Here is a 25,263-nt window from a genome sequence, read left to right on the forward strand (position 1 = left end):
ACAAAAGTAAACGAGGGGCTAAGCCCCCCGTTTACACTATGCGGATATTACATTTTACCCGTTATTGGTGCCTAGTGTACATCTTTCCAATACTCTTTCTTCAAGAGGTAGGCCACAATAAAGAATATAAACAGGAATCCGAGTACCCACCAACCCATGGCTTTACGCTCTAGTTGGACAGGTTCAGCAGAATAGACTAAGAAGCCAGTGATATCACGTACCGCTTGGTCGTATTCTTCCGCATTCAATTTACCACCAGTCACAACAATAGAACCATCGGCTTGTTTAACAGGCGTACCCTGTAATTCTTCAAGCACGTGGGGCATTCCAACTGATGGGAATACTGTGTTATTCACACCAAATGGGCGACTAGGGTCTTTATAGAAGCCTTTCAGATATGAATAAACCCAATCCTCACCACGTACGCGTGCCACTAAGGTTAAGTCTGGTGGTGTAGCGCCAAACCATTTAGCAGCATCTTTGTGTGGGATCGCGTTTTGCATCAGCTCACCAATTTTAGCATCGGTGAACATATACTTATTACGCATATCATCAGCAGAAATACCGATATCAGTAGCAACGCGTTCATAACGTTGATACTGAGTGCTATGGCAACCAGAACAATAATGTTGGAATAAGTCCACACCACGCTCTAAAGAAGCTTTATCGTGCAAATCAACATTGGCATCTTCTAAATGTATTTTATGTCCGCTCGCGGCCAGAGCCAGTGTCGGCAACAAGGTAACTAATGCAATCAGTAATTTTTTCATTAGTGTGTCAACCTCGCTGGAACAGGTTTAGTTTTTTCATTCTTGCTGTATACCCACAGCGCCACAAAGAAACCAAAGTAAGTGAACGTAAACACTTGTGCAACTATCGTCAGCGTTGGCGTAGCAGGAACGACACCTAAATAACCTAAGACGATAAACGAAACAGCAAACTGGGCAATATTCAGTTTATGTAATGTGCTACGGTAACGAACTGACTTCACTTTACAACGATCTAACCACGGCAATACAAACAGTACTGCAATCGATAGTCCCATCATCACAACACCAGCCAATTTGTCTGGGATCGCACGCAAGATGGCGTAGAAAGGTGTGAAGTACCAAACGGGCGCAATATGCTCAGGTGTCTTCATTGAGTTAGCCGCTTCAAAGTTTGGCTTCTCGAGGAAATAACCACCGCCTTCTGGAATGAAGAACAACACATAGCAGAACACTATCAGGAAGCCTGCGACGCCCATGATATCTTTTACTGTGTAGTATGGGTGGAATGGAATACCATCAACTGGCCAGCCATTCTCATCTTTGTTCTTCTTAATTTCGATACCGTCTGGGTTGTTTGAACCCACTTCGTGTAGCGCAATTAAATGTAAGAACACAAGAACCACTAATACTAACGGCAGTGCAATAACGTGCAATGCGAAGAATCGGTTCAGTGTCGCGCCAGAAATCACGTAGTCGCCACGGATCCACAGTGTTAAATCATCACCAATGAATGGGATCGCGCCGAACAGCGAAATAATAACCTGTGCGCCCCAATATGACATTTGTCCCCATGGCAGCAAGTAACCCATAAAGGCTTCAGCCATCAACACGAGGAAAATTAACATACCGAACAGCCACAGTAGCTCTCTAGGCTTCTGATATGAACCGTAGATCAAACCACGGAACATGTGCAGATAAATCACCACGAAGAACGCTGAAGCACCCGTTGAGTGCATATAACGCAGCAACCAACCGTATTCAACGTCACGCATGATGTATTCAACAGAAGCGAAGGCGCCTTCTGCTGTTGGTACATAGTTCATCGTCAACCAGATACCCGTCAGTAATTGGTTAACCAATACCAACATCGCCAGTGAACCGAAAAAGTACCAAAAGTTAAAGTTAGTTGGCGTAGCATACTGACCCACATGACGGTTATAAGTCGCCGTCATTGGAATACGTGCATCAATCCAATTAATTAAATTCTTAACCATTACGCCACTCCTTTATCTACACCGATAATCACGGTGCCATCATCAACGTATTGATGTGGAGGGATAACTAGGTTCAATGGAGCTGGTACGCCTTGGAAAACGCGACCAGCCATATCAAACTTAGAGCCATGACATGGACAGAAGAAACCAGAAGTGACACCTTCAACTTGCTCACCGAATGAATCAGGCAAATAAGTAGGTGAACATCCGAGGTGGGTACAAATACCGACGGCAATAAAATACTCTGGCTTAATTGAGCGCAAAGGATTAGTTGCATAATCAGGCTGCTGCATTTCAACAGAAGCTGGATCTCTTAACTTACCATCATGTGTTGGCAGTTCATTGATTACCGCATCAGTGCGACGGACAACCCATACAGGTTTTCCACGCCACTCAACACGAATCAACTGACCTGGCTCTACTTTACTGATATTTACTTCGACCGGTGCACCTGCAGCTTTTGCTTTGGCACTCGGATTCCATGACTTGATGAAAGGAACCGCTACAGCGACGGCACCAGCACCACCTACTACGGCGGTTGCAGCTGTCAGGAATCTGCGACGTCCGGTATCGACTGGCGCATTGCTCATCCACTTATCTCCCAGAGGGTGTTGGAATTTTTATATTTCAAAGACCTTCGGCCCTTAGTTCATCACTAGGGTCAAAAATCGAAGTTTGAAGCGGGGCTCATTATAGCTAAAAATTAGAAGCAGATCATAGTGAAAACACTCAAGTAAGTTAGGGAGATTGCGTGTTTTTTACAAAAAGTTTAAAAAACACCCAATTATTAACCCTTTTTAATCCATTTAGTGTGTATTTCAAACATCTGAGCTGCCAATTAGGCATAAAGCATGCATTGCTAATATAAATGCGAACTGACATTTTCGATATCGATTAACAATTACTAGATGAAAAAATAGGCCCTGCAATGCAGGGCCTATTTAATTAATCAATCTTCTGCCTTACTTCTTAGGTGCAGTGCTCTTCATGTATTTGAAGAACTCGCTATCTGGCTCTAATACCATGATATCGGACTTACCTGAGAAACTCGCACGATAGGCTTCTAAGCTACGCACAAAACCGAAGAACTCAGCATCTTTACTGTAAGCGTCAGAATAAATCTTCGCCGCAAGTGCATCACCTTCACCACGAATGGTGAGAGCTTTACGCTCAGCTTCAGCAATTTTAACGGTCACATTCGCGTCAATCGTTGCGCGGATGATCTCTGATTGCTCTTTACCTTGAGCTCTATGCTCTTTCGCCACAGCTTGACGCTCGGCACGCATACGCTGGTAAATACTATTACTAACGTTAGCCGGTAAATTGATTTGCTTTACACGTACGTCGACAACTTTAATACCTAAGTCTTTAGCGCTTTCTGAGGCATTTTCTAGCGCATCGTTTTGTAATTCATCACGCTTACCAGAGACAATCTCTTTGATAGTGCGACGACCAAACTCAGTCCGCAAGTCGTTGTTTATCTTACGTTGCAATAGCGATTCCGCATTCGCTTTAATACCACCATTTGTAGATAGGTAATATTTCTCGAAATCTGCAATGCGCCACTTCACATAGGAATCGACCATAAGGTCTTTCTTCTCTGAAGTTACAAAACGATCGGCTGCGCCATCAAGTGTTTGAATACGCGCATCAAGTAGCTTCACTTTGTCGATCACTGGAACCTTAAGGTGCAGACCAGGACTATAGACACGAGTAACTTGCTTACCGTCAACATTGTCTTTGAGTATTTCACCGAAACGCGCCACGATAGCCCGCTCGCCTTCATTCACCACCATTAAAGATGACAAACCAATACCTAAGAGTACGGCGATAAGAATAATGCTTAATCTACCCATGGATTACTCCCTCCCTTGGCGAGTACGATCATCGCGGGATGGACGTCCACTCAAAGGCTCATTCGCGCGAGTCGTTGATACAGACGAAGAATTGACATTTTGCTGTGGCGTAGCTTCCAGCTCAGTTGTCGCAGGCTTCTGCTGAATTAGCTTGTCTAACGGCAGATACATTAAGTTGCCATTATTCTTGGCATCAATCAGCACCTTATTCGTATCCGTCATCACTTGCTGCATTGTATCAAGATACAAACGCTTACGAGTGACGTCAGGTGCGGCTTGATACTCTGGCAATAACAGCTCAAAACGAGCCACTTTACCGCGAGCCTCTAACACTTCACGTTCTTTATACGCACTTGCTTGCTGTGCCATACGTTCAACTTCACCACGAGCTTTAGGTTCAATTTCACGGGCATAGGCTTCAGCTTCACGAATAAAACGCTGCTCATCTTCTTGGGCTGAAATAGCATCATCGAAGGCGTCTTTTACTTCTTCAGGCGGACGTGCCGGCAAGAAGTTAACGTCAACAATGGCAAGGCCCAGTTTATACGGTTCAAGAATGCGCTCGAGTTCTTTCCAGGTATCGCGACGAATCGCATCACGGCCTGTAGTCAGAATATCATCCATTTTGTTATGTCCAATAACATAACGCAGTGCACTGTCTGTCGCTTCACGCAAACTGGCGTTCGCATCGACGGCACTAAATAGATACGAGTAAGCATCTAAAATACGATACTGAACATCAAGCTCAACTTTCACGACGTTTTCATCGGATGTCAGCATGCTGCCAGACGCAGGAATAGAGCGAACCGATTGAATATCAACAGGAAAAATCTCGTCTATGAACGTAGCTTTCCAGTGAAGACCAGGACCAATTTCGCCGTTATGTTGACCAAATCGCAGTGCCACACCACGCTCAGCTTCTTTAATTGTATAAAAACCCGAAAGTCCCCAAACAACCACAGCAACAGCAAGAATGATGATTAAGCTAAACGAGCTAAAAGATTGACCTGATGAGCCATTTCCTTTGCCGCCAAAGCGTTTTGAAAGATTACGAAAAACCTCATCGAGGTCCGGTGGCCCTTTGTCGTTACCACCTTTATTTCCCCAAGGATCATTACCCTTGTTACCGGGCTCATTCCAAGCCATTTAGCACTCCATAAGTGGATGAAATAAATTAGATTATTAACGTGTAACTTCATCTATCGATTCATCGAAGATAAAGGTTTCTAACTCACCCTGACTCTGTTTAGTTAATCGGCGCCAATTGGCATCCGATAAACGAACAGACAAAATACAGTTCCCCAGTGAGTCGTACTCCTTCTGCTGTATCGCATCCAGTCGATAAAACTGGCCAAGATAATGTCCAGCAGTAGCCGGAATTTTAAGTGTGAGCTCTTGAATTACCTCACCAATTAATTCGGTGATGGCTTTTAAGAGTAAATCAAATCCCAAATGCTTCTGGGCTGAAACCCAAACTCGAATCGGTTTACCCATATCGTCATATTCAATTCTTGGCGCCACATCCTCGAGTAGATCGATTTTGTTACATACCACGAGCTGCATGACTTCATCGGCACCGATCTCTTTCAATACTGATTGAACTTGGTCAAAATTATCCGTCATATTTTCATCTGCACAATCGATAATGTGCAGTAATAACTCAGCCTGTTTTGTCTCTTGTAAGGTTGCCTTAAATGCGGCTACAAGATCATGAGGCAAATGACGGATAAACCCTACAGTATCCGCAAGAATAACGGCACCATCGGGTAAGTCTAACTTTCTTAATGTGGGGTCGAGTGTAGCAAATAGCTGATCAGCGGCATAAACATCTGATGACGTTAGAGCATTAAACAGTGTTGATTTACCGGCGTTGGTATAACCAACTAATGAAACCGTCGATAAATCACTGCGTTTACGTGCACGTCGACTCTGTTCACGTTGTTTATCAACTCGTTCTAAACGCTTGTTGATATTCTTAATCCGCCCTCTGAGCAAACGTCTATCAGTTTCGAGCTGAGTTTCCCCTGGGCCACGTAAACCGATGCCACCTTTTTGCCGCTCTAAATGCGTCCAACCACGAATAAGGCGAGTCGACATGTGGCGCAATTGCGCTAGCTCCACCTGCAACTTACCTTCGTGGGTCCGTGCTCGTTGGGCAAAAATATCTAGAATAAGCGTCGTACGGTCGAGCACGCGACACTGACATACTCTTTCTAGATTACGCTCTTGAGCCGGACTCAATGCATGATTAAAAATCACGACATTGGCTTCAGTCGCGGCGACCAATGCAGCTAACTCTTCAGCTTTACCTGAACCCACAAAAAATTTACGATCCGGCGAACGTCGACTTCCTGTAATAACCCCAACCGATCTAGCTCCAGCAGATTCAACTAATAACTGCAGCTCAGTTAAATCTTCTCGGCGTTCCTCATCGGAAAAGTCAATATGGACAAGAACCGCTGTTTCTCCAGCCTCATAACGATCAAACAAGAAGCAAACTCCTCAGATAAAACTTATTCGCCACTAGGCGCATCATCTTGTGCACCATAACCACCAGGAGCATTTTGATGCGGAGTAACGTTAAATGGGCGTGCTGGCACAACAGTAGAAATCGCGTGCTTGTAAACCATTTGGCTCACTGTATTTTTCAACAGGATGACAAATTGATCAAACGACTCTACTTGTCCTTGGAGTTTAATGCCATTTACCAAGTAAATTGATACAGGAACGCGTTCACGACGCAATGCGTTCAAAAATGGGTCTTGTAAAGATTGCCCCTTAGCCATTTTATTATTTCCTTTTTAATTTATATAAAATAAACCGATATAAGTGATAGTTTTTTGTTTAGTTTTAGTATTATACAGCAAGGGCTAATAAGCTAGCGGCATTGACGCATAAGTGTAACTAAATTCCCCTCAGCACCACTTTCAAGCCAATTCAACTCTGGCCAACTGCGCAACCATGTTAATTGACGCTTGGCTAATTGCCTAGTAGCAGCAACCGCTTTTTCGACCATAGTATCATAGTCAAACTCACCCTCTAGGTATTGCCAGCATTGTCGATAGCCCACACAACGCATTGATGGCAAATCTAAATGTAAGTTTCCTCGGGCTTTAAGCTGAGTAACTTCCTCAATAAAACCTTGTGCGAGCATAATCGTAAAACGTTGCGCAATTAAGTCATGCAGCGTTTTACGCTCACGTGGTGCAATCGCAAATTGCACTACGTCATAAGGCAAAGGAGCAGACTTAGTTTGCGTCAACTCGGTCATGCTCTTACCGCTTATTCTATAGACTTCCAGCGCTCTGGAAAGTCTTTGTGGATCATTAGGATGAATTCTTTCTGCCGACACGGGATCTACAGCCCTTAATTGGTCATGCAGCGCTTCCCAACCTTTTGCATCGGCCTCAGCTTGAATCTCGATTCTAATGGCCTCATCCGCACTGGGTAAAGGTGATAAACCTTCAAGTAATGCTTTAAAATACATCATGGTTCCACCAACTAATACAGGTGTTTTTCCCATGTTGATGATTTTTTCTATTTCGGCTATCGCATCGATTCTAAAATCGGCTGCCGAATAGCTTTCACTGGGATCACGAATATCAATTAATCTGTGTGGCCCTCGAGCTAATTCCTCAGCTGAGGGTTTGGCACTGCCAATATCCATACCACGGTAAATTAGTGCTGAATCAACCGAAATAATTTCACAGTTATGCTTCTCGGCTAATTCTAATGCTAAAGCTGTCTTGCCAGAGGCCGTTGGCCCCATCAAAAATAATACTTTAGGGTGTAATTCTTTATTCACTGACTTGCTCTTTTAGCCACGATTGCCAAGGTAATGAAATTGCTTTATCGATAATTAGCTGCCTTTTTTCTTCTGCTAACTGCGAAAATAAGGCCCATGTATCTACTGCCGAAACAAACCCTGTTAAACTATGTGTTGCTAACCAAATGGCCAACGCACTCGGCGCAGGTGCTTCAAAACGTAACGATTGTAACCATTCAGGGATGACTTTTGCCAACTGACTCTCTCTGAGATATGGGGGCACTTTTTTAATAATCAACTGCTGATAACGAATTGTTAGTTCTAATCCAAGTTGCCGAATTAAGGTCTCATTTTCATCAAGTACAGCCTGCCAATCTGCATCGGCGGCAACAGATACTGGCATCAGTAAAGGTTGGCCAATTAATCCGGTCGCTAGTTTAGCTTCAATCTCTTGGCTTCGCGTCACTAATGCTACTGATTTAATAGATAATAGACAGAGATTATCTGCCGTTGCCATCACCCAATATTGTCCATCTAATATTGCTGGCATAGGTACTGATGGCTGAATAACTTGATCTTTAACACTATACGCTGGTGTTTGCAGTAACGCGCCATAACTGGCAATTGCCGCCTTTGATGGTAACTCGGTCCGTTGTCGTGACTCCCCAGCAGAATAACTACCACGCTGGCTATCTCTTGGCGTTACCATGCTACCAAAGGCATTCGTTTGAGTACCAAAACCAGTGCCCTCACGTCCAGCAACGACAGATTTTGCTTGCGCCGCTGCAACAACAGGAGGTTGAGCAGACTGAAGTGTATCAGCTTGCACATTAACTTGAGCTGAATCAGCGCCAAGTGCAAACGGGACAGATACTTCAGAGCAACTTTTAGGAGTATCCACAAACACATCTTCAACCTCATCCAAAGAGCTTGGATGTTTGACGTTGAGTTCCCCCGCTTCTTCTAGTGCCGATTGTAATGCTTGCAGAATATAATCATGTACATAACGTGCTTGGTGAAATCTCACCTCATGTTTAGCAGGATGTACGTTAACGTCCACTTGATAGGGGTCGATGTCCAACATCAACACATAACCCGGCTGCTCAAGTTGTGCTTTTTGCGCAAATGCCTGACGTACTGCATGATTGACCAAACGATCGCGGATAAGCCGACCATTGACATAAAAATAATGGGTATCGCTAACGTTATTCGACCAAGGAGATTGCAAATAGCCGCTAAGACGTAAATCATCGTGTTGGCATTCAATTTTTAGCGCTTGCTCGGCAAATGGCCGACCACATACTTGTGTCAAACGCTGTAAATACTGGGCTTCATTCACTGCAGGACGATAGTTGCGCACCATTTTGCCGTTATGCGTTAACGTGAAATGGATATCACCACGGACCAATGCGATGCGCTTTAACCATTCGTCAATATGGGTAAATTCGGTTTTATCACTCTTTAAAAAACGACGACGAGCCGGAGTATTAAAGAATAAATCCACGACTTCAATTGTTGAACCAACGGGATGCGCCGCTGGCATCACCTTAACGGCCATGTCGATACCTTCGGCGTATGCTTGCCACGCCTCAGTTTGTTCCGCAGTGCGAGAGGTTAAGGTCAAACGTGAAACTGAGCTTATGCTGGCTAGCGCTTCACCGCGAAAGCCAAAACTAAGAATTGCTTCAAGATCATCTAAGGTGTGCAACTTTGATGTTGCATGACGCGACAAGGCCAGCGCAAGTTCATCTTTTGTGATACCAGAGCCATTATCACGAATTTTAATCAGCTTGCTGCCGCCTTTGTCGATTTCAATATCAACTCGGCTCGCACCTGCATCGAGGCTATTTTCGACCAATTCTTTGACTACTGAAGCGGGTCTTTCAACCACTTCCCCCGCCGCAATTTGGTTCGCTAATTGCGGTGGTAGAATTTGAATGCCCATCATGCTTTCCTATTTAACTCTGGGGGATAACCAGCGTTTGCCCTAATTGCACCACATCGGATTTCATGCCATTCACTTGTTTAATACTCGACATAGACACACGATAACGCTGTGCTATTGCAGATAAGGATTCCCCGCGGCGGACTTTATGCTTAACTTTGGTTGATACTGTATCATCCACATAAGCTTTAGGTGCTCTGCCTGTTGATGCTATGTCAGTTGATGTTTTGACGGGTGCTTTTGCAGGTTTAGCATTATTGGAGTTGGCGCCACCTCTTTGTGCAAGTAAGGTATCGGCTGGCGGGTTACTGTGATAGTAACGACTCACACCTTTATAAATCGCATTAGCAATACTTTCTTGATGACGACTACTCGACAATAAACGTTCTTCTTTTGGATTCGAAATAAAGCCCGTTTCGACCAAAATAGAGGGGATATCTGGTGACTTTAAAACAGCTAAACTGGCTGACTCCGGTCGACTCTTGTGAAGTTCTGTGACTCGGCCTAAGTCTTTTAAAATATCACCAGCAACAGAATGACCTATCGCCATAGAGCTATTCATCGACATATCGAGCAAGGTCATCGCTAAATACTGTTCATTATCCGTATTTTGGATAATATCTCCCGCACCACCGAGTAATTCTGAATGTTTCTCTTTTTGTTCTAACCAACGACCAATTTCACTGTTTGCTCGTCGCATAGATAATACCCATACCGAGGCACCACGAGGATTAGGCGAAGTAAACGCATCGGCATGAATTGACACAAGCAAATCGGCTTTACTGTTGCGGGCTAGCTCTGAGCGTTTATTCAAATTCACAAAATAATCGCCCGTGCGGATCATCACAGCACGCATCCCTGGCGTATCATTAATTTTGCTTGCTACGCGCTTTGATATCTCCAAGGCAACCTTTTTTTCATACACACCAGAAGGGCCAATAGAACCCGGATCGTCCCCACCATGCCCTGCATCAATCGCAATAACGATATCTCGAGAGGATTGCGCTGACTGGGTGACAGTTTTAATCGGTGTAGATGTCACCACTGCGGTAGCTGTTGTTAACGTTTTATCTTCTAAATCAACCACTAAACGATTGCCATAAGGCGCAGTCACTGGCAAAGAAAATAAGCTGGCATTGAGGGGTTTAACCAGATCGATAACTAGCCGTAAATCTCCCTTAGTGGGTGACTGGCTAATCCGCACTCCTTTAACTAATTTACTGTTATTTTCTAACTTATTAAGTGCCACTTTCGCCGTTGATTTTTTTAAATCCACCACTAAACGGTTAGGCCCATCCAAGGTAAAATAACTGTAATTTGGTACTTCGCTTAAATCAAACACGATTCGAGTTGACTCAGGTGCAGCCCAAATACGTACGCCTTCTAACTTATTGGCGGCATAAGCAACCACAGAGAAAAAGGAACATAAGAAAAGTATAGTAATCTGAAAATAAACGTTATTTTTTATCATTGTTATTTTTATTTTATCGCTGCTAATAACTTTTTACCCGGCTCTGATAAGGCCTTAATGTGTATTTCACGACCACTATTTTGATAGCTTAAATGTATGTGGATATCCGCATCTGGCAGTAAACCCTCACCTTTATCAGGCCATTCAACAATACACAGGCTGTTGTCGGTGAAATAATCACGGATACCCATAAACTCAAGTTCTTCTGGATCATTTAAACGGTACAAATCAAAATGATAAACTTCGACCCCCTCTAACTCATATGGTTCAACTAAAGTGTAAGTTGGGCTTTTAACAGCGCCTTTATGACCCAGCCCTTGAATTAAACCTCGGCTTAGCGTCGTTTTACCAGCCCCTAAATCACCCGTAAGATACAGAGTCAAAGGCGCTTGGACATGGCGGGCTAGTTTTTGCCCTACGGCAATGGTGTCGTCTTCGTTGTCTAAGAAAAAAGTTAACTCTGTCATATCCACTTATATCACTGCTGTTATTGAGGAAGAAGCGACTCAATCTTATGAAGGAATAGGACAAAGTCTAGCCCTGCTTGAGTCTCACATAGCGCCTAGAGTAAATCACTATTCACTAATTGGCGAATAAAAGGCATCAAATCACTCGCTAACATACCACGTTCTCCTTTTGCTGCCGCCAGATCCGCGGCGCAGCCATGCACAACAACACCCACTACTGTCGCCTGCATATTATCCATTCCTTGAGCCATTAGCGCGCCTATAATACCAGATAACACATCGCCACACCCACCACTAGCAAGTCCAGGATTACCCACTGGCGCCACTACCATTTGTTTACCATCAAAAATAACCGTTCCAGCACCTTTTAGTAGTACTACGCCACCGTACTTTTGTTGCATAGCCCGCACGGCTGCAAATCGGTCTTGCTCAATTTCAATAATGGAACAACCGAGTAAACGTGCTGCCTCGCCAGAATGGGGCGTTAATACCCAATTAGTTTGCTGACGAGGCTCATGACTCAATAGATTTAAGGCATCGGCATCCAAAACACAGGGTTTATCGCTTAATCCTGCGGCTTTAAATAAGTTATAGCCCCAGTCATGCTTACCTAAACCAGGCCCAAGCACGATGACCTGAGCCCAGCCAAGGCGTAGATACACTTCCATATCGACTAAATCGCAGCCCCAAAACATGAGTTCAGGACGGGAGACATTCACAGTTAGCTGATGTTCGGCTCGGCTGATCACCGTAACCAGCCCAGCTCCTGCTCGCAAACAAGCCTCACTCGCTAACCTAACTGCACCAGCCATGCCTATATCACCGCCAATAACGGTGACCTTACCCGATTGACCTTTATGACTATCACGGGCTCTGGCGGCAAAATAATCCTTAAGCGTCTCTATTCCTACCCGCTGCGCACTGCCTTTTGCGAAGAAAGCTGTTAAGCCCAAATCAGTAAATTCAAGTTCACCACTGTAATGCCGTGCCTTGCCGGTTAATAAACCTTGCTTCAAACCACCAAAGCATAAAGTGACATCTGCCATTACTGCCACACCTGCTATGGCACCTGTATCAGCAATCACTCCAGAGGGTAAATCAAGGCTCAAGACCCACGCTGCGCCCTCATTGATGGCGTTAATATACTGAGCCATATCATCGCCCACTGCATCACGTACACCGGTGCCGAGTAAACCGTCGACGATGATTTTTGCCGTAAAAATTCGCATAACATCGAAGGGCAGTAATTCCCCACCGCCGGCAAGGTAATGGGCCAACGCTTGCTGACACTCAGCAGTACGTGCAGATGAAGCCATCATCACAGAAACCGCAATACCACTCTCCCTCGCCAACCTCGCGCACACTAAAGCATCGGCACCATTGTTACCGCTACCAGCTAGGATTAACACAGGTAAGGCTGTGGAGTTATGTTTTGTTAAACACGCAAAAGCCGCTGCGCCAGCACACTCGACCAATTCATAGAGGCTTAATGCTCCCTGCGACACAGCACTCAGTTCAGCTTCGCGAACTTGCGCTCGGGTATATAAAGCCTTGGGGAATTGCGATAGATCTTGTGCCATGAAGGATCTCCTTAGACGCCAATGACTTCATTCCATAATGAGTTACCTCAACATAGGCGTCTTGGCAAAACTGAGCAAAGCCGATAAAAATCAGCTAATAGATCAAGAAAGTAGCAAAAATTAGGATGGGAAATGATGACGTAAATCAGATCGGGCGTAGAAAACCAGCCAAACTAAGCCAAAATAGCGTAAAAGTCGCAGATAGGCGGATGACATAAACACAAAAGCCAGCACTGGGCTGGCTTTTGGGAAAAGGTGTTAGTTTTAGATATCGTCCATCCGAATCGTGCTGTGGACCAAACGTTGTTGCTGAGTTTTCTCTACTCGAATTAAGTTGGCTAACGCATTACGCGCATCTTCGGCAGTGGTTGAGTTAACTGTTTTTTCTAACAAACCAATCAGACGATTTTCTAGGTCTAAGTGTAAGTTGAGCACATCGTCTTCATTCATGTTTGCAGGTAACATAGTGTCTTGGCAACGCTTGGTAAAATCTTCAAAAGTGAAGTCTTTATACCAAGTGTCAAGAATACGATGTGGTGCTTCCTCCATATAATCACGCAGTTTCTCAGCCATCGTTTTTTGATGAGACTCAAAATAGTCCAACATCATCTTAACTCGAGCCGAATCAGCTTGATTATTAAGTCGGCCATAGAGTTGCGCCATATCTAAGCGGCACTTTGCCACATATTCGAGTAAATCACGTAATTGTTGAATACGCATATAATGCACTCCATTGTCAGGCCAACTACTTGGCGCTATAAATTTTATGTCTAAGTTCATTATGTAAGTAAAAGCGTTACGAATATTTGAACAAGGTCATAATTTAGCTTTCGCAAGGCGATCTAATTTAGAGAAAGTTAAATAAACACGCAATAGATCACGCTGTGAAATGATATCAGCCTGTTTTTAAGAAGAGAGAAAAGCCAAAAGAGATCTCAAGGCACTTAACCATAAAGGACTGGTATAGGTCTTTAGTTGTACATAACAAATCTTAAATATAGGATTTACAGCAGATAATCGTTAATCAAAACAAGTGTAGATAAGCTAATTGAAGGAATGAAATCAAAAATATAGCAAAACAGTGTTAATCAACTACGATTGGAACCTATTTTCAGACTCGCTACTTAAGCATGAGGAAAATATCTCGAGATTAGCAGTCAAACTAATGAAGATTTAAAGCGTTGAGGAAACAGAGCAAAATTGGAGCGACGTGATTTTGTTCAAGAGGGTTCGAACCGATGGCCTATTCCTTGAAAAACAAAGGTATCGACATATCAAAATCACAACTGAACTAATGCTCATTGAATAATTTGATAGTGGAATATTTAGGAGTTTGGAGCGACATGATTTTATTCAAGAGCGGTTCGAACCGATGACCTATACCTTGAAAAACAAAGGTATCGCCATATCAAAATCACAACTGAACTAATGCTCATTGAATAATTTGATAATGGAAGAGTTAGGAATTTGGAGCGACATATCGGGTTCGAACCGATGACCTATACCTTGGCAAGGTATCGCTCTACCAACTGAGCTAATGTCGCAAAATCTGTATTAATGATTGATTAAATCACTAAGTTTTAATTTGGAGCGACATATCGGGTTCGAACCGATGACCTATACCTTGGCAAGGTATCGCTCTACCAACTGAGCTAATGTCGCATAATCTGCATTAATGATTTGATAAATCACTAATTTTTAATTTGGAGCGACATATCGGGTTCGAACCGATGACCTATACCTTGGCAAGGTATCGCTCTACCAACTGAGCTAATGTCGCAGAATCTGTATTAATGATTTGGTAAATCACTAAGTTTTAATTTGGAGCGACATATCGGGTTCGAACCGATGACCTATACCTTGGCAAGGTATCGCTCTACCAACTGAGCTAATGTCGCATTCAATCTAAATTAGCAGAACATCTCGTTCGCATCAAAAAGTTGAGGCCGCATTATATGAAAAATTCATGCGGCTGCAACCCCTTTTGCATATTTATCTACTGATCGGTCAAATTTTAAATACTTTACTGCGATAATACTGCAATTCGGCAATCGACTCTTGGATATCCTGCAGTGCTTGGTGAGTGTTTTGCTTCTTAAGACCCGCCATCGTTTCTGGGCTCCAACGCTTCACCAACTCTTTAATGGTACTAACATCTACATTGCGATAGTGAAAATAATCCTCTAGCTCGCGCATGTAACGATTTAAAAAGCGTCTATCTTGGCCAATACTATTACCGCACATAGGAGATGCGCCCTTGGGCACATACTGCTCTAAAAAGGCAATAGTCTTTGCGACGGCTTGCGCTTCTGTTTCTTGGCTGGCACGAACGCGATCAATAAGCCCAGATTCACCATGATGTTTCTGGTTCCAATCATCCATAGCAGCAAGCGCCTCATCTGATTGATGAATCGCAATAACTGGACCTTGACCAATAATATTGAGTTCTTGATCTGTCACTAAAGTGGCAATTTCAATGATCCTGTCGACATCGGGCTCTAACCCTGTCATTTCTAAATCAATCCAAATGAGATTATTTACATTTGCCGTCATAAATCAGCCTTATCATGTCAGTTAGCCTAAATTCAGGCTTTTTTATTCAAGAGTGTGTATCATACTGCTTTTTTGCAACACAAAAAATCACCTAATTGACGAAGACGAATCAGTGACGAAAAAGAAACCCCTAAGCCAAGGTCAATTACGCCGTATGCGCGCTAATCACGAAAAGCGACTCAATCGTGATGGTAGCGAAAAAAATACGCCCGAATTACAAGATAGTTCACTGGGGCAAGAACAACCCGGTACGGTAATTTCACGCTTTGGTCAACACGCCGACATCGAAACCGAAAGCGGCCAAGTGGTGCGCTGTAATATTCGTCGTGCTGTCACCAGCTTAGTCACTGGCGATAAAGTGATTGTACGCTTAGCCATTGAAAGCCAAGCCAATAGCGGTATTGCAGGTATTGTTGAAGCGGTTCACCCACGTCGATCATCACTCACGCGACCCGACTTATACGATGGCGTAAAAATCATCGCCTCTAATATCGACCAGATTTTAATCGTATCGTCGGTATTACCCAGCTTTACCACCCAAATCATCGATCGATATCTAGTGGCTGCCGAAGATACCGACATTCCGCCTATCATCATTTTAAATAAAATTGACTTGCTCAACCCCGATGAGGCGCAGGCCATAGATGAAGCGCTACAACGTTATAAAGATATTGGTTATCCAGTTTATAAGGTCAGCAGTAAGCTAGGTGATGGTATTGATACCATCAAAGACATACTCAAAGATAAAGTTAGCGTGTTTGCTGGCCAATCAGGTGTCGGTAAGTCATCGATCATCAATGCCCTATTACCCGATGCTGAACTGGTTATTGGTGATGTGTCTGACAATTCAGGTTTAGGTCAGCACACCACAACCACAGCCAAACTCTTACATTTACCCAGCGGTGGCGACTTGATTGACTCCCCTGGCGTGCGTGAGTTCGCCCTCTGGCATCTCCCTGCACAACGTGTAGGTTGGTGTTTTATCGAATTTCGTGAATATCTTGGCGCATGTAAATTCCGCGATTGTAAGCACGGTGACGATCCTGGCTGTGCACTGCAAGCAGCCCTGAGCGAAGGTAAAATCAGCGCAGATCGCTTTAATAATTACCATAAAATTATCGCCAGCTTAGATGAACAACGTCATGCGCGCCATTTCCGCGCGGCAGCGGATGAATAATAACTGATTGATAAATAACAGTGCTCTCAGAAAAGATTGAGCAGTAAGAAAAGGAATTAACATTGGATAATCTTAAAATAGCCTTGCAGTACATGCTGCCAAAACACTTATTATCTCGTCTAGTGGGTAAATTTGCCGCTGCCGAAGCGGGCGCGTTAACCACAGCTGCCATCAAATGGTTTATCAAACAATATAAAATTGATATGAGCGAAGCGGCACAAAGCGAACCTGATGCCTATAAAAGCTTTAATGCTTTTTTCACCCGCGCGCTAAAACCCGGTATTCGGCCGTTGGATCTAGACGCCGATATCATGGTGCACCCCGTCGATGGTGCCGTTAGTCAATTAGGCCCCATTAAAGATGGCCGCATCTTTCAAGCAAAGGGTCATCATTATTCAGCGTTAACATTACTTGGCGATCAAGCCGATGATGCTAAACGCTTTGAAGGCGGTGATTTTGCGACTATTTACCTCGCACCTAAAGACTATCACCGCATTCATATGCCGATTAAAGGCACCTTGTCAAAAATGACCTATGTTCCCGGTGAGTTGTTTTCAGTGAATCCACTCACAGCTAAACACGTCCCCGGCTTATTTGCTCGCAATGAGCGGGTTGTGGCGATTTTTGAAACGGAATTAGGACCACTGGCGATGGTATTAGTTGGCGCAACGATTGTCGCCAGTATCGAGACAGTATGGGCAGGGACAATTACCCCTCCAACAGGTAAGCAAGTTTTTACATGGCAATACCCAACTCAAGGCCCTGATGCCATCACCTTAGATAAAGGCGATGAGATGGGCCGTTTCAAATTGGGCAGCACTGTGGTGATGTTGTTTGCCAAAGATACTATCCAAACTTTTGCAGAAGGCGTTGAAGCCGAAGCGATAACCCGTATGGGTCAAGCCTTCGCCAATCTTAAAGATGTTAAAAAGTAATTTAAGCCCGCTTAAATTTACGCAAAACCCTCAAGATTAATCGATACCATCTAGCCGTACTGCTTTTTAGCAGTACGGTTGATATTGGCGGCACTGTCATGCATGGCTATTATCATACCTAGGCGCGACTATCGTCATAGTCACTAACACCACCTTCAAAATCGACCAATCACACCAATAAAAAAAGAACGCTTGAAACATACCAATCTCAGCGTAACTTGGCTAATATGATACGTCTTTTGCACCTAAATATTCTTAGCCTATATGCCACGTATTTTATTGTTCATTATTGTTTTTTTCTCATTTTCTGTTGTTGCCAACTCTCCACTGCAGCTGGACAAACGTCTTGGCATGAACAAACAAGATCAACAACAAAATCCCAGCATTGATGAACAAATTAACGATCTAAAAATTAACATAGAGAAGCTTGCAGCTAACGCAACCAGCTTCCAACAGGCGCAAATCGATTTTGAACAACATAAAAAAAGCACTGATAAAGCGCTCAAAGAAGCTTATAAACCGCTGCCACTAGAAAAAGGTACCGATCTCAGCCAGCAAGCTTCTATGGCTTACCTGCGCCTATCTGAGCTTAAAGAAAGCGAGTCTACCTTAGTTAGACAAGTTAACGATTTACTACAACGCCAGAATGAGTTGCCAGCTGTCATTGCCAGTGCAAGACAAAATTTGGTGCAAAATAAAAAGGCTGAACTTGCACCATTAGATACGCCATCGGGTGAATTGCAACAAATGCAACGGCTGTTTTTTGAACAAAGCCTGACCACCAATGAAGCTGAATTAGCTAGCAGTCAAAAACGCATTGAACTGACGCAATTACAATTACAATTAGTGCGTCAGCAATTGATACAACAAGAAGCGTTAATTGAAGCCATTAATAAAGCTATCAATAAACAACGCCAGCAAAAAACCGATGCAACCCTAGCCAAAAACTTGGTCGATACTGACAAAGTTATCGACCCTGTCACCCGTAATATTGCCGATACCAATCACATTTATGGTCAGAAACTGCAAACCCTGACCTTACAGATCAATAATGTCGTCGAACAGCAAGAACAAGCTGAAACCCAATATCAATCCCAAGCTAAACAACTTGCGAATATTCAAGAACAAATCACTTGGGTCAAAATGAACTCCGCCTTTGGTGAGCGTTTTTTACAGATATTACAATCGCTGCCTAAGCCGCCAAATAATGAAAAGCTTCAGACACTCATCGCCGATGCCCGTTTAGACAGATATCATTTAGAACAACAGCAAGCACTCAATGAGCAAGAACTAGAGCATCCTGGTTTATACAATGATCAACAAATTAAGTTACTGCATTCGCAGCAAAGTTTAATTGCACAGTTGATGCAAAGCTATGACCAATACCTCAGTGAATTAGGCAAGTTGAGAGTTAACTATCAACAACTCAGTCAACAGCACCTCACTCTAAAAAATACTCTTAATGAACATTTATTCTGGGTGCCTAATGCCGCTAGCATTAGTAAATTATGGCTTACGGATCTCGAGCGCAGTGCAGTATGGTTGGTGCAACAGGCACAATGGGATGAACTGGGTAAAGCGTGGGATGAGCAAAACGATTATTGGTCTTGGTGGATTATATTGCTGGTATTATGTTTAGTCGTACAAGACTTGATTACGCCTAAATTCAATCGTTTATTTAATCATTACACCACTTATGTGGGTAATGTGACCCAAGATAAGTTCATTTACACGATAAAAGCACTCGCCTGCAGCTTAAGCTATGCATTAATAAAACCGATACCTGTGATTTTGGCGGGGTTAATCTTTTACCAATCCGATCGCAATTTTGTACAGGCGGTAGGTATGGGCATACTGGCTATTGGCTTAGTTTATCTGTTATATCGTTTTATCTTTATTCTCACGCTCGACAAAGGTGTGCTGGTCGGACATTTCAAACGTCCATCAAAGCTTATCCAAGCGGGTCAATTTAGATTCAGGCACTTTGTGTTGGTTGCCAGCCCATTATTAGGCTTGATGGGTTTTACCGAAGTGCTCGATGCATCATTGGTACGCAATAGTATTGGGCGCGGCGCATTTATTATATTTTGTATTGTTTTATTCTTATTTTACAAAGATATTTTACTGCTCAGCCGTAAAAGTGCCAATGCACAGCAAGACGGTAAGAATAAAAAACTTATCCAGAAAATGCTTTGGTTTTTGTTGATATCATTTCCATTACTCAGTGCAGTACTCGCGTTTAGAGGATATTACTTTACCGCCTTTCAAATGTTGCTCCAGCTACAATTATCTATCGTGCTAGGTCTGGGTTTCTTGTTGTTATATCAGCTCATTAAGCGCTGGATGTTAATTGAGCGCCGCCGTATTGCTTTCGATCGCGCCAAAGCTAAACGGGCTGAACGCTTAGCACAAAGAGAAAAAGGTGAAACACACCATCTCTCTACCGATGGCCTCGATACCTATGAAGAGCCAGTAGTGGATCTCGAAACGATTTCAAGCCAGTCACTTGGGTTAGTGCGCTCGTTATTATTATTGGCTTTTTTAGCCAGCTTAATTGGCCTGTGGACACAAACCCATACCGCATTATTTACCTTTCTCGACGGTATTACGCTGTGGACAACCAATACCAGCGTGAATGGCTTAGAGCAACAATTACCCATTACCATGAAATCCTTGATGTTTGGGCTTATTGTGGTCGGCTTCTCAATGATGATCGCAACTAATTTACCGGGCTTACTTGAGCTGATGATCCTACAAAGATTAGACCTATCACCCGGTACTGGGTTTGCGATTACCACTGTAAGCCGTTATTTAGTGGTCTTTTTAGGATTATTAATCGGCTTCTCTAATCTGGGAATGGAATGGTCTAAACTGCAATGGTTAATAGCCGCACTCTCGCTCGGTTTAGGTTTTGGTTTACAAGAGATTTTTGCTAACTTTATCTCGGGCCTAATCATTTTATTTGAAAAACCAGTACGCATTGGCGATACCGTGACGATTCGTGATTTAACCGGGACTGTGAGTAAAATTCAAATTAGGGCGACAACAATTATTGATTGGGACAGAAAAGAAATTATCATTCCAAACAAGGCCTTTATTACTGAGCAATTAATTAACTGGTCGTTGTCAGATCCGATTACGCGCGTGATTGTTTATGTATCAGTTGCGCGTGATTCTGATCCGGCCAAAGTTGAGGCAACGCTCTATCAAGCGGTGCAAGAGTGTGAAGATGCACTAGCAACCCCTGAACCAGAAGTATGGTTTGCCGGTTTTGGTAAACATACTCAAGATTATGAAGTCCGTGCCTACGCAAAAGATATGTCATCACGCTGGCCACTTCGCCATGATTTACATAAACGAGTCACTAAAAAACTCAAAGAAAACAATCTTGAACTCGCTTATCCACAAATGGAAATCTATATTAAAAATAGCCAAAATCGCGAACAACAAAGTATTATTAGAAGCTAATAGGATTGCACAATATGCTCATTTTTGCTCACCGTGGTGCCAGCGGTTATCAGGCCGAAAATACGTTAGCTGCTATGGAGAAGGCATTGCAACTAGGTGTGCCAGCCGTTGAGCTCGATGTGCATAATGTTGAAGGTGAGCTAGTCGTGTTTCACGATCGTCGTCTTGATAGTAAAAGCTCAGGATCAGGAATTATCCATTTAGTGAGTAAGGATTATCTGGCGAGTATTAATGTAAAAGGTGAACCAATACCCACATTGTGGCAGGTGCTGGAATTGATTGCAGGGCGCTGCATAGTTAATATTGAATTAAAAGGCATTAATACCGTTACGCCGTTAATTGCTTTATACCCAAAGGCTTTAAAACAACTCGGTTTTACTCAAGAGCAGTTACTGATTTCCTCTTTTAATCATCCTTATCTACGTGAGTTTAAACAAACACTCCCAAAAGCTTTAGTCGCACCGCTACTCGCCAGCATTCCACTCGAGGGTGCCGCCGTTGTCAGCCAGCTTGATGCTTATTCCTTGAATTTAGATGTGAGTTTCATCAATCAAGCGTTAGTTGATGATGCACACCAGCGCGGCGCCAAAGTTTATGTTTATACGGTCGATCATGTCGATGATATTCATGCACTTGAACTAATGGGCGTTGATGGCGTGTTCAGCAATTATCCCGATCGCGCCATGCAGGCTTTAACTCAAGTAATCACCACAGATTACCTTGGTTACTTTGAATAAAGTGTGGCTGATTAAGACTGGTTATTTCGCTGGGCCCAATAGCCGATAAAAATAAACATCGTCATAATTAACAGAAACATCCAATGGGATGGCATAGCCGCAATATGCCTTGCCACCCATGGGGTAACTTTAACAATCAATAGACCGTAACCAAAAGCATTAATAATAATAAAAACAAAGGTCCGCAGCACAAAAGAATGCCCTAGTAAATGGCGCCTTAGGAGACGATTGACGTCCGCTGAAAAAACCAAAATTAGGCATACTACCATGGCGGTAGCAATATCAAATGCCCAAGGACGAAGCATGTTTCCCAATTGGGCGATGATGGCAACTAACTGATCAAACATAATGAATTAACCTAAAAAATACCGCACAAGCCATTTTAATAACTGAGACTGTGCGTAAAATAATGAATTAAAAACCAGTGCATTGAAAAATAACAATAACCAAGCATAAAGGGAGACGCCATGGGGCACAAGTTACTCTTGCTAACAAAGGTCAATCAACAATACCACGACTTAATTGAGGCGCTGGAACTCCCTAATCTAGTACTACTCAACGATGATCCCAAACACTTAATTGAGGCTGATATTTGGTTAGCTGAACCTAAGCTCGCAGCGCCATTATTACCTCATGCAAAAAATCTAAAATGGTTGCAGTCCAGTTTTGCGGGCATAGATGCCCTGATGAGCCCAAGAGGCAGAAAAGACTACCTACTAACTAATATTAAAGGCATATTCGGCCCATTGATGAGCGAATATGTGTTCGGTTATTTACTCGCTCACATCCGTAGCCACGATTTTTATCGGCTGCAGCAACGACAAAAACACTGGCAGGTTGAATCACCACCATATTCAAGTTTACAAAACATGCGCTTACTCTTGCTCGGGACTGGGTCGATAGCTCAATATTTAGCAAAAACCGCACAACATTTTGGCATGCATGTCACGGGTATCAATAGCAGTGGCAATACGGTTGACAGTTTTGATGCTATCGAAACGATGCCAACATTAGGAGAAGCCCTGACTAAAGCCGATGTGGTGGTTAATTTATTGCCAAGCACACCAGCAACACGCAACATACTCAACGCTGATATGTTGGCGACGTTAAAGCCAGATGCCATTTTGTTTAACGTCGGCCGCGGTGATGCCCTTGACCTTGACGCGCTCAATAATCAGCTTATCGCTAATCCTAGTCAGCAAGCGATTCTCGATGTATTTACTCAGGAACCTTTACTCAATAGCCATCCTATTTGGGAACGAGAAAATACCATTATCACCCCGCATATGTCGGCGCTGAGCCAACCAGAACAAATAGTCACCCAATTTAGCCAAAACTATCATCGCTACTTAGCTGGTAAGCCACTAGCTAATGTTATTGATTTTAATAAAGGATACTAAAATAGCTTAACTTAAATACTTGTTGGGATAGTAATGACCACTGCGATGTACAAATAAAAAAAGAAGGATGACTGTGATGGAACGCGGTCATCGAATAATTATTAAACAGGTTTATTCAAATAATGGCCACAAGCGTATTGCATTTGATAAGCGTTTTCATTTAGAATTAGCTCAATTCATTTGGGAGGCTAGAAAATGTACGTTTGTCTTTGCCATGCAATCACAGATACGCAAATTAAAAACGCAGTAAGCCAAGGCGATAGCTCTCTTGCTGACGTCAAAAAGCGCTTAGGTGTGGCCGACCAATGTGGTAAATGTGCCAGAATGGCGGTGCAGATTATCCAAAACCAACTAGAACTTGAACCTAATTATTACGAAGTCGCCTAATAAAATTGATGGTTAACGCACTCGCTAACCTATAGCCAAACCATCCATTAGCGACAAAAAACGCTTACACAGACGACATAAGTTACGTTAAAGCTAATCGTAAAGTTATCATCTGCTTCCTCACCCTGGTATTCTTATTCGCCCCCGTATTTTCGCTTCCCAATAGTTCTATCTTGTATCAATCCTAAAGACAAAATAGGGCATTAATAGCCGCTAAAAGACCATAATACTTAACCTGCTGATACGAAATAATAATCCCCATCAACTTAGATTATCTAGCATAAATTCAATGGGGATATTTCACTGCAGCTATAGGAGAAAGCCACTATTTACGCTTCAACAAATAAGCGGCCTCATTTAGCCAAGGTACAGCTTTTTTCATAAATCGAGGATTTTCCGCTAACACATCTTGTGATGCTAGCACCTCGATATCAAAGTCATCACTCAGGTGCTGCTCCACCCAAGTCGGCGATACCGCAAACGGGGGGCCATTTAAGGCTGCTTGTGGATAATCTAAGGTTACGAGTAAACCGATACTGCCACTAGGTAATAAGTTCGCCAGCTGCTTTGCATAGTGTGCACGCATATTTTCTGGCCAAGCAATAAGGGCAGCGCGATCATAAAAGGCCGTCACCGCTTGTGTAATCGTCTTAGGCAAAGTGAAAATATCACCCTGATACACACTGATCTGCTCAGTTTGATAATGTTGGTGCCCACCAACTGCCGTTTGCGTAAGCTCAAGCTGGTTGTCAGTGAAAAACTGCTGTACAGCCAGTTCATTTAGCTCGCAACCAATCACTTGATGCCCTTGCTCGGCTAAAAAGCACATATCTAACGACTTACCACATAAGGGCACAAACACTTGAGCATCAGCCGGCAGAGAAAGCTTCTGCCAGTACTGAACAAGGAAAGGATTGATGTCTTGCTGATGAAAACCTATATGTTGCAGGTGCCACTTTTCATGCCAAAAACCGGGTTCCATGGTGTATCTCTATTCGCTAAAGTGACCCTTACTTTAATGGCATTTTAAAATCGATGCAAAGCTCCTTGCAATTGACCCGATGCAACAATGTAAAGACTAAGTTACTGATCTAAAGTAGCTTGCACTTTACGCAGCCAAACACAGTTATCACACTGACATTGACGGCGTGATAGATGATGTGGGCTTAAAGATGAATCAATAAAATCCACCGCAATTAATAACTGCTGTTTTAACTCGGTTACTGATTTTTCATTCACGGCCACTAGCTCATCGTTCTGGTTCATCCAGATGCATTCCATACCCTGGTGGCAAGTTAAACATTGTTCGTCGCGATCATTAAAAAATACCGCATGCGGACAATGAGTAACTTCCATTGACTGTAAAATTCGCTTACGCGGATATGCTAATAATTCAATCAACAAAGCTTTATATTGGGTGGGCATAGGCCCTCCTTAGCTGCACTTTTTATGGCGGTTAATTAACAAATACTTATCTTGTTCGATGTCCAAAGACTACCTATAGTCGTGCAGATTTAACTTGATGTAAGTCAAAGTC

23 protein-coding genes and 4 tRNA genes are annotated in these 25,263 nt (G+C 43.2%); 6 read left to right on the top strand and 21 right to left on the bottom strand.

Features of this window, described 5'->3' with window-relative positions; all coding sequences use genetic code 11:
• Positions 1-71 precede the first annotated feature (71 nt).
• The 18 genes from C9I43_RS13335 to orn all read right to left on the bottom strand — a co-directional run bounded on the left by C9I43_RS13335 (position 72) and on the right by orn (position 15,622).
• Positions 72-770, bottom strand: a complete 699-nt coding sequence (locus C9I43_RS13335; protein WP_076498013.1) for a cytochrome c1 — start codon at positions 768-770, stop codon at positions 72-74.
• Positions 770-1,984: a cytochrome b gene (locus C9I43_RS13340; protein ID WP_076498015.1), complete on the bottom strand. Its 1,215-nt coding sequence runs from the start codon at positions 1,982-1,984 to the stop codon at positions 770-772. Before C9I43_RS13340 ends, C9I43_RS13335 begins: the two co-directional genes overlap by 1 nt.
• Positions 1,984-2,574, bottom strand: a complete 591-nt coding sequence (gene petA, locus C9I43_RS13345; protein WP_076498017.1) for a ubiquinol-cytochrome c reductase iron-sulfur subunit — start codon at positions 2,572-2,574, stop codon at positions 1,984-1,986. The genes C9I43_RS13340 and petA overlap by 1 nt, the downstream gene beginning before the upstream one ends.
• Before the next feature lie 372 nt (positions 2,575-2,946).
• The gene (gene hflC, locus C9I43_RS13350; protein ID WP_076498019.1) at positions 2,947-3,840 is read right to left on the bottom strand and encodes a protease modulator HflC; all 894 of its coding nucleotides are present in this window, start codon (positions 3,838-3,840) and stop codon (positions 2,947-2,949) included.
• A gap of 3 nt (positions 3,841-3,843) precedes the next feature.
• On the bottom strand, positions 3,844-4,986 hold the full coding sequence (gene hflK, locus C9I43_RS13355; protein WP_076498021.1) for an FtsH protease activity modulator HflK: 1,143 nt from the start codon (positions 4,984-4,986) through the stop codon (positions 3,844-3,846).
• Between the two features lie 36 nt (positions 4,987-5,022).
• Complete coding sequence (hflX, locus tag C9I43_RS13360) at positions 5,023-6,330, bottom strand: ribosome rescue GTPase HflX (protein WP_076498023.1); 1,308 nt, start codon at positions 6,328-6,330, stop codon at positions 5,023-5,025.
• 23 nt (positions 6,331-6,353) lie between these two features.
• Positions 6,354-6,626 (bottom strand): RNA chaperone Hfq, encoded by a 273-nt coding sequence (hfq, locus tag C9I43_RS13365; RefSeq protein WP_076498025.1) that lies wholly within the window; start codon positions 6,624-6,626, stop codon positions 6,354-6,356.
• Positions 6,627-6,718: 92 nt separating this feature from the next.
• Positions 6,719-7,645 carry a tRNA (adenosine(37)-N6)-dimethylallyltransferase MiaA gene (miaA, locus tag C9I43_RS13370; protein WP_107883748.1) on the bottom strand — a complete coding sequence of 309 codons (927 nt, stop codon included), beginning with the start codon at positions 7,643-7,645 and terminating at the stop codon, positions 6,719-6,721.
• A complete protein-coding gene (gene mutL, locus C9I43_RS13375; protein ID WP_107883749.1) occupies positions 7,638-9,551 on the bottom strand; it encodes a DNA mismatch repair endonuclease MutL in 1,914 nt (637 codons plus the stop codon). Before mutL ends, miaA begins: the two co-directional genes overlap by 8 nt.
• 13 nt (positions 9,552-9,564) lie before the next feature.
• Entirely contained in the window at positions 9,565-11,022 is a 1,458-nt protein-coding gene (locus C9I43_RS13380; RefSeq protein WP_107883750.1) for an N-acetylmuramoyl-L-alanine amidase, read from the bottom strand.
• 8 nt (positions 11,023-11,030) lie between these two features.
• A complete protein-coding gene (gene tsaE / locus C9I43_RS13385; RefSeq protein WP_076498056.1) occupies positions 11,031-11,489 on the bottom strand; it encodes a tRNA (adenosine(37)-N6)-threonylcarbamoyltransferase complex ATPase subunit type 1 TsaE in 459 nt (152 codons plus the stop codon).
• A 95-nt stretch (positions 11,490-11,584) separates the two neighbouring features.
• On the bottom strand, positions 11,585-13,069 hold the full coding sequence (locus tag C9I43_RS13390; protein WP_107883751.1) for an NAD(P)H-hydrate dehydratase: 1,485 nt from the start codon (positions 13,067-13,069) through the stop codon (positions 11,585-11,587).
• Between the two features lie 264 nt (positions 13,070-13,333).
• Positions 13,334-13,789, bottom strand: a complete 456-nt coding sequence (locus C9I43_RS13395; RefSeq protein ID WP_076498033.1) for a hypothetical protein — start codon at positions 13,787-13,789, stop codon at positions 13,334-13,336.
• A 748-nt stretch (positions 13,790-14,537) separates the two neighbouring features.
• Positions 14,538-14,613, bottom strand: a tRNA-Gly gene (locus tag C9I43_RS13400).
• Between the two features lie 42 nt (positions 14,614-14,655).
• Positions 14,656-14,731 (bottom strand) — tRNA-Gly (locus C9I43_RS13405).
• A 42-nt stretch (positions 14,732-14,773) separates the two neighbouring features.
• Positions 14,774-14,849 (bottom strand) — tRNA-Gly (locus tag C9I43_RS13410).
• Between the two features lie 42 nt (positions 14,850-14,891).
• A tRNA-Gly gene (locus C9I43_RS13415) sits at positions 14,892-14,967 on the bottom strand.
• 109 nt (positions 14,968-15,076) lie between these two features.
• Positions 15,077-15,622, bottom strand: coding sequence for an oligoribonuclease (gene orn / locus C9I43_RS13420; RefSeq protein ID WP_076498504.1), 546 nt, complete (start codon positions 15,620-15,622; stop codon positions 15,077-15,079).
• Positions 15,623-15,734: 112 nt separating this feature from the next.
• Here orn and rsgA point away from each other — a divergent pair, with 112 nt between their 5' ends.
• The 4 genes from rsgA to C9I43_RS13440 all read left to right on the top strand — a co-directional run bounded on the left by rsgA (position 15,735) and on the right by C9I43_RS13440 (position 21,939).
• Positions 15,735-16,799 carry a small ribosomal subunit biogenesis GTPase RsgA gene (rsgA, locus tag C9I43_RS13425; protein WP_076498506.1) on the top strand — a complete coding sequence of 355 codons (1,065 nt, stop codon included), beginning with the start codon at positions 15,735-15,737 and terminating at the stop codon, positions 16,797-16,799.
• 62 nt (positions 16,800-16,861) lie between these two features.
• Positions 16,862-17,734, top strand: coding sequence for an archaetidylserine decarboxylase (gene asd / locus C9I43_RS13430; RefSeq protein WP_107883752.1), 873 nt, complete (start codon positions 16,862-16,864; stop codon positions 17,732-17,734).
• Positions 17,735-17,998: 264 nt separating this feature from the next.
• On the top strand, positions 17,999-21,202 hold the full coding sequence (locus C9I43_RS13435) for a mechanosensitive ion channel domain-containing protein (RefSeq protein WP_107883753.1): 3,204 nt from the start codon (positions 17,999-18,001) through the stop codon (positions 21,200-21,202).
• A 14-nt stretch (positions 21,203-21,216) separates the two neighbouring features.
• Positions 21,217-21,939 carry a glycerophosphodiester phosphodiesterase gene (locus tag C9I43_RS13440; RefSeq protein ID WP_107883754.1) on the top strand — a complete coding sequence of 241 codons (723 nt, stop codon included), beginning with the start codon at positions 21,217-21,219 and terminating at the stop codon, positions 21,937-21,939.
• An 11-nt stretch (positions 21,940-21,950) separates the two neighbouring features.
• Here C9I43_RS13440 and C9I43_RS13445 read toward each other — a convergent pair whose 3' ends face one another.
• The gene (locus C9I43_RS13445; protein ID WP_076498516.1) at positions 21,951-22,286 is read right to left on the bottom strand and encodes a DUF3392 domain-containing protein; all 336 of its coding nucleotides are present in this window, start codon (positions 22,284-22,286) and stop codon (positions 21,951-21,953) included.
• A gap of 120 nt (positions 22,287-22,406) precedes the next feature.
• Here C9I43_RS13445 and C9I43_RS13450 point away from each other — a divergent pair, with 120 nt between their 5' ends.
• Both C9I43_RS13450 and C9I43_RS13455 read left to right on the top strand, forming a co-directional pair.
• Positions 22,407-23,339, top strand: coding sequence for a D-2-hydroxyacid dehydrogenase (locus C9I43_RS13450; RefSeq protein ID WP_107883755.1), 933 nt, complete (start codon positions 22,407-22,409; stop codon positions 23,337-23,339).
• A 195-nt stretch (positions 23,340-23,534) separates the two neighbouring features.
• Positions 23,535-23,726: a bacterioferritin-associated ferredoxin gene (locus C9I43_RS13455; protein ID WP_076498521.1), complete on the top strand. Its 192-nt coding sequence runs from the start codon at positions 23,535-23,537 to the stop codon at positions 23,724-23,726.
• Between the two features lie 325 nt (positions 23,727-24,051).
• Here the strand turns inward: C9I43_RS13455 and C9I43_RS13460 are convergent, their stop codons facing one another.
• On the bottom strand, positions 24,052-24,708 hold the full coding sequence (locus C9I43_RS13460; protein ID WP_107883756.1) for a thiopurine S-methyltransferase: 657 nt from the start codon (positions 24,706-24,708) through the stop codon (positions 24,052-24,054).
• A gap of 101 nt (positions 24,709-24,809) precedes the next feature.
• Positions 24,810-25,151: a hypothetical protein gene (locus C9I43_RS13465; RefSeq protein ID WP_076498525.1), complete on the bottom strand. Its 342-nt coding sequence runs from the start codon at positions 25,149-25,151 to the stop codon at positions 24,810-24,812.
• Positions 25,152-25,263: the final 112 nt, after the last annotated feature.

Origin of the sequence: Shewanella morhuae, from assembly GCF_003028295.1 — a bacterium.
GTDB lineage: Bacteria > Pseudomonadota > Gammaproteobacteria > Enterobacterales > Shewanellaceae > Shewanella > Shewanella morhuae.

Excerpts from the sequence above, each read along its gene's own strand:
- C9I43_RS13335 (WP_076498013.1), bottom strand. The coding sequence starts at position 770 with ATGAAAAAATTACTGATTGCATTAGTTACCTTGTTGCCGACACTGGCT.
- C9I43_RS13340 (WP_076498015.1), bottom strand. The coding sequence starts at position 1,984 with ATGGTTAAGAATTTAATTAATTGGATTGATGCACGTATTCCAATGACG.
- petA (WP_076498017.1), bottom strand. The coding sequence starts at position 2,574 with ATGAGCAATGCGCCAGTCGATACCGGACGTCGCAGATTCCTGACAGCT.
- hflC (WP_076498019.1), bottom strand. The coding sequence starts at position 3,840 with ATGGGTAGATTAAGCATTATTCTTATCGCCGTACTCTTAGGTATTGGT.
- hflK (WP_076498021.1), bottom strand. The coding sequence starts at position 4,986 with ATGGCTTGGAATGAGCCCGGTAACAAGGGTAATGATCCTTGGGGAAAT.
- hfq (WP_076498025.1), bottom strand. The coding sequence starts at position 6,626 with ATGGCTAAGGGGCAATCTTTACAAGACCCATTTTTGAACGCATTGCGT.
- mutL (WP_107883749.1), bottom strand. The coding sequence starts at position 9,551 with ATGGGCATTCAAATTCTACCACCGCAATTAGCGAACCAAATTGCGGCG.
- C9I43_RS13380 (WP_107883750.1), bottom strand. The coding sequence starts at position 11,022 with ATGATAAAAAATAACGTTTATTTTCAGATTACTATACTTTTCTTATGT.
- tsaE (WP_076498056.1), bottom strand. The coding sequence starts at position 11,489 with ATGACAGAGTTAACTTTTTTCTTAGACAACGAAGACGACACCATTGCC.
- C9I43_RS13390 (WP_107883751.1), bottom strand. The coding sequence starts at position 13,069 with ATGGCACAAGATCTATCGCAATTCCCCAAGGCTTTATATACCCGAGCG.
- C9I43_RS13395 (WP_076498033.1), bottom strand. The coding sequence starts at position 13,789 with ATGCGTATTCAACAATTACGTGATTTACTCGAATATGTGGCAAAGTGC.
- orn (WP_076498504.1), bottom strand. The coding sequence starts at position 15,622 with ATGACGGCAAATGTAAATAATCTCATTTGGATTGATTTAGAAATGACA.
- C9I43_RS13435 (WP_107883753.1), top strand. The coding sequence starts at position 17,999 with ATGCCACGTATTTTATTGTTCATTATTGTTTTTTTCTCATTTTCTGTT.
- C9I43_RS13440 (WP_107883754.1), top strand. The coding sequence starts at position 21,217 with ATGCTCATTTTTGCTCACCGTGGTGCCAGCGGTTATCAGGCCGAAAAT.
- C9I43_RS13445 (WP_076498516.1), bottom strand. The coding sequence starts at position 22,286 with ATGTTTGATCAGTTAGTTGCCATCATCGCCCAATTGGGAAACATGCTT.
- C9I43_RS13450 (WP_107883755.1), top strand. The coding sequence starts at position 22,407 with ATGGGGCACAAGTTACTCTTGCTAACAAAGGTCAATCAACAATACCAC.
- C9I43_RS13455 (WP_076498521.1), top strand. The coding sequence starts at position 23,535 with ATGTACGTTTGTCTTTGCCATGCAATCACAGATACGCAAATTAAAAAC.
- C9I43_RS13460 (WP_107883756.1), bottom strand. The coding sequence starts at position 24,708 with ATGGAACCCGGTTTTTGGCATGAAAAGTGGCACCTGCAACATATAGGT.
- C9I43_RS13465 (WP_076498525.1), bottom strand. The coding sequence starts at position 25,151 with ATGCCCACCCAATATAAAGCTTTGTTGATTGAATTATTAGCATATCCG.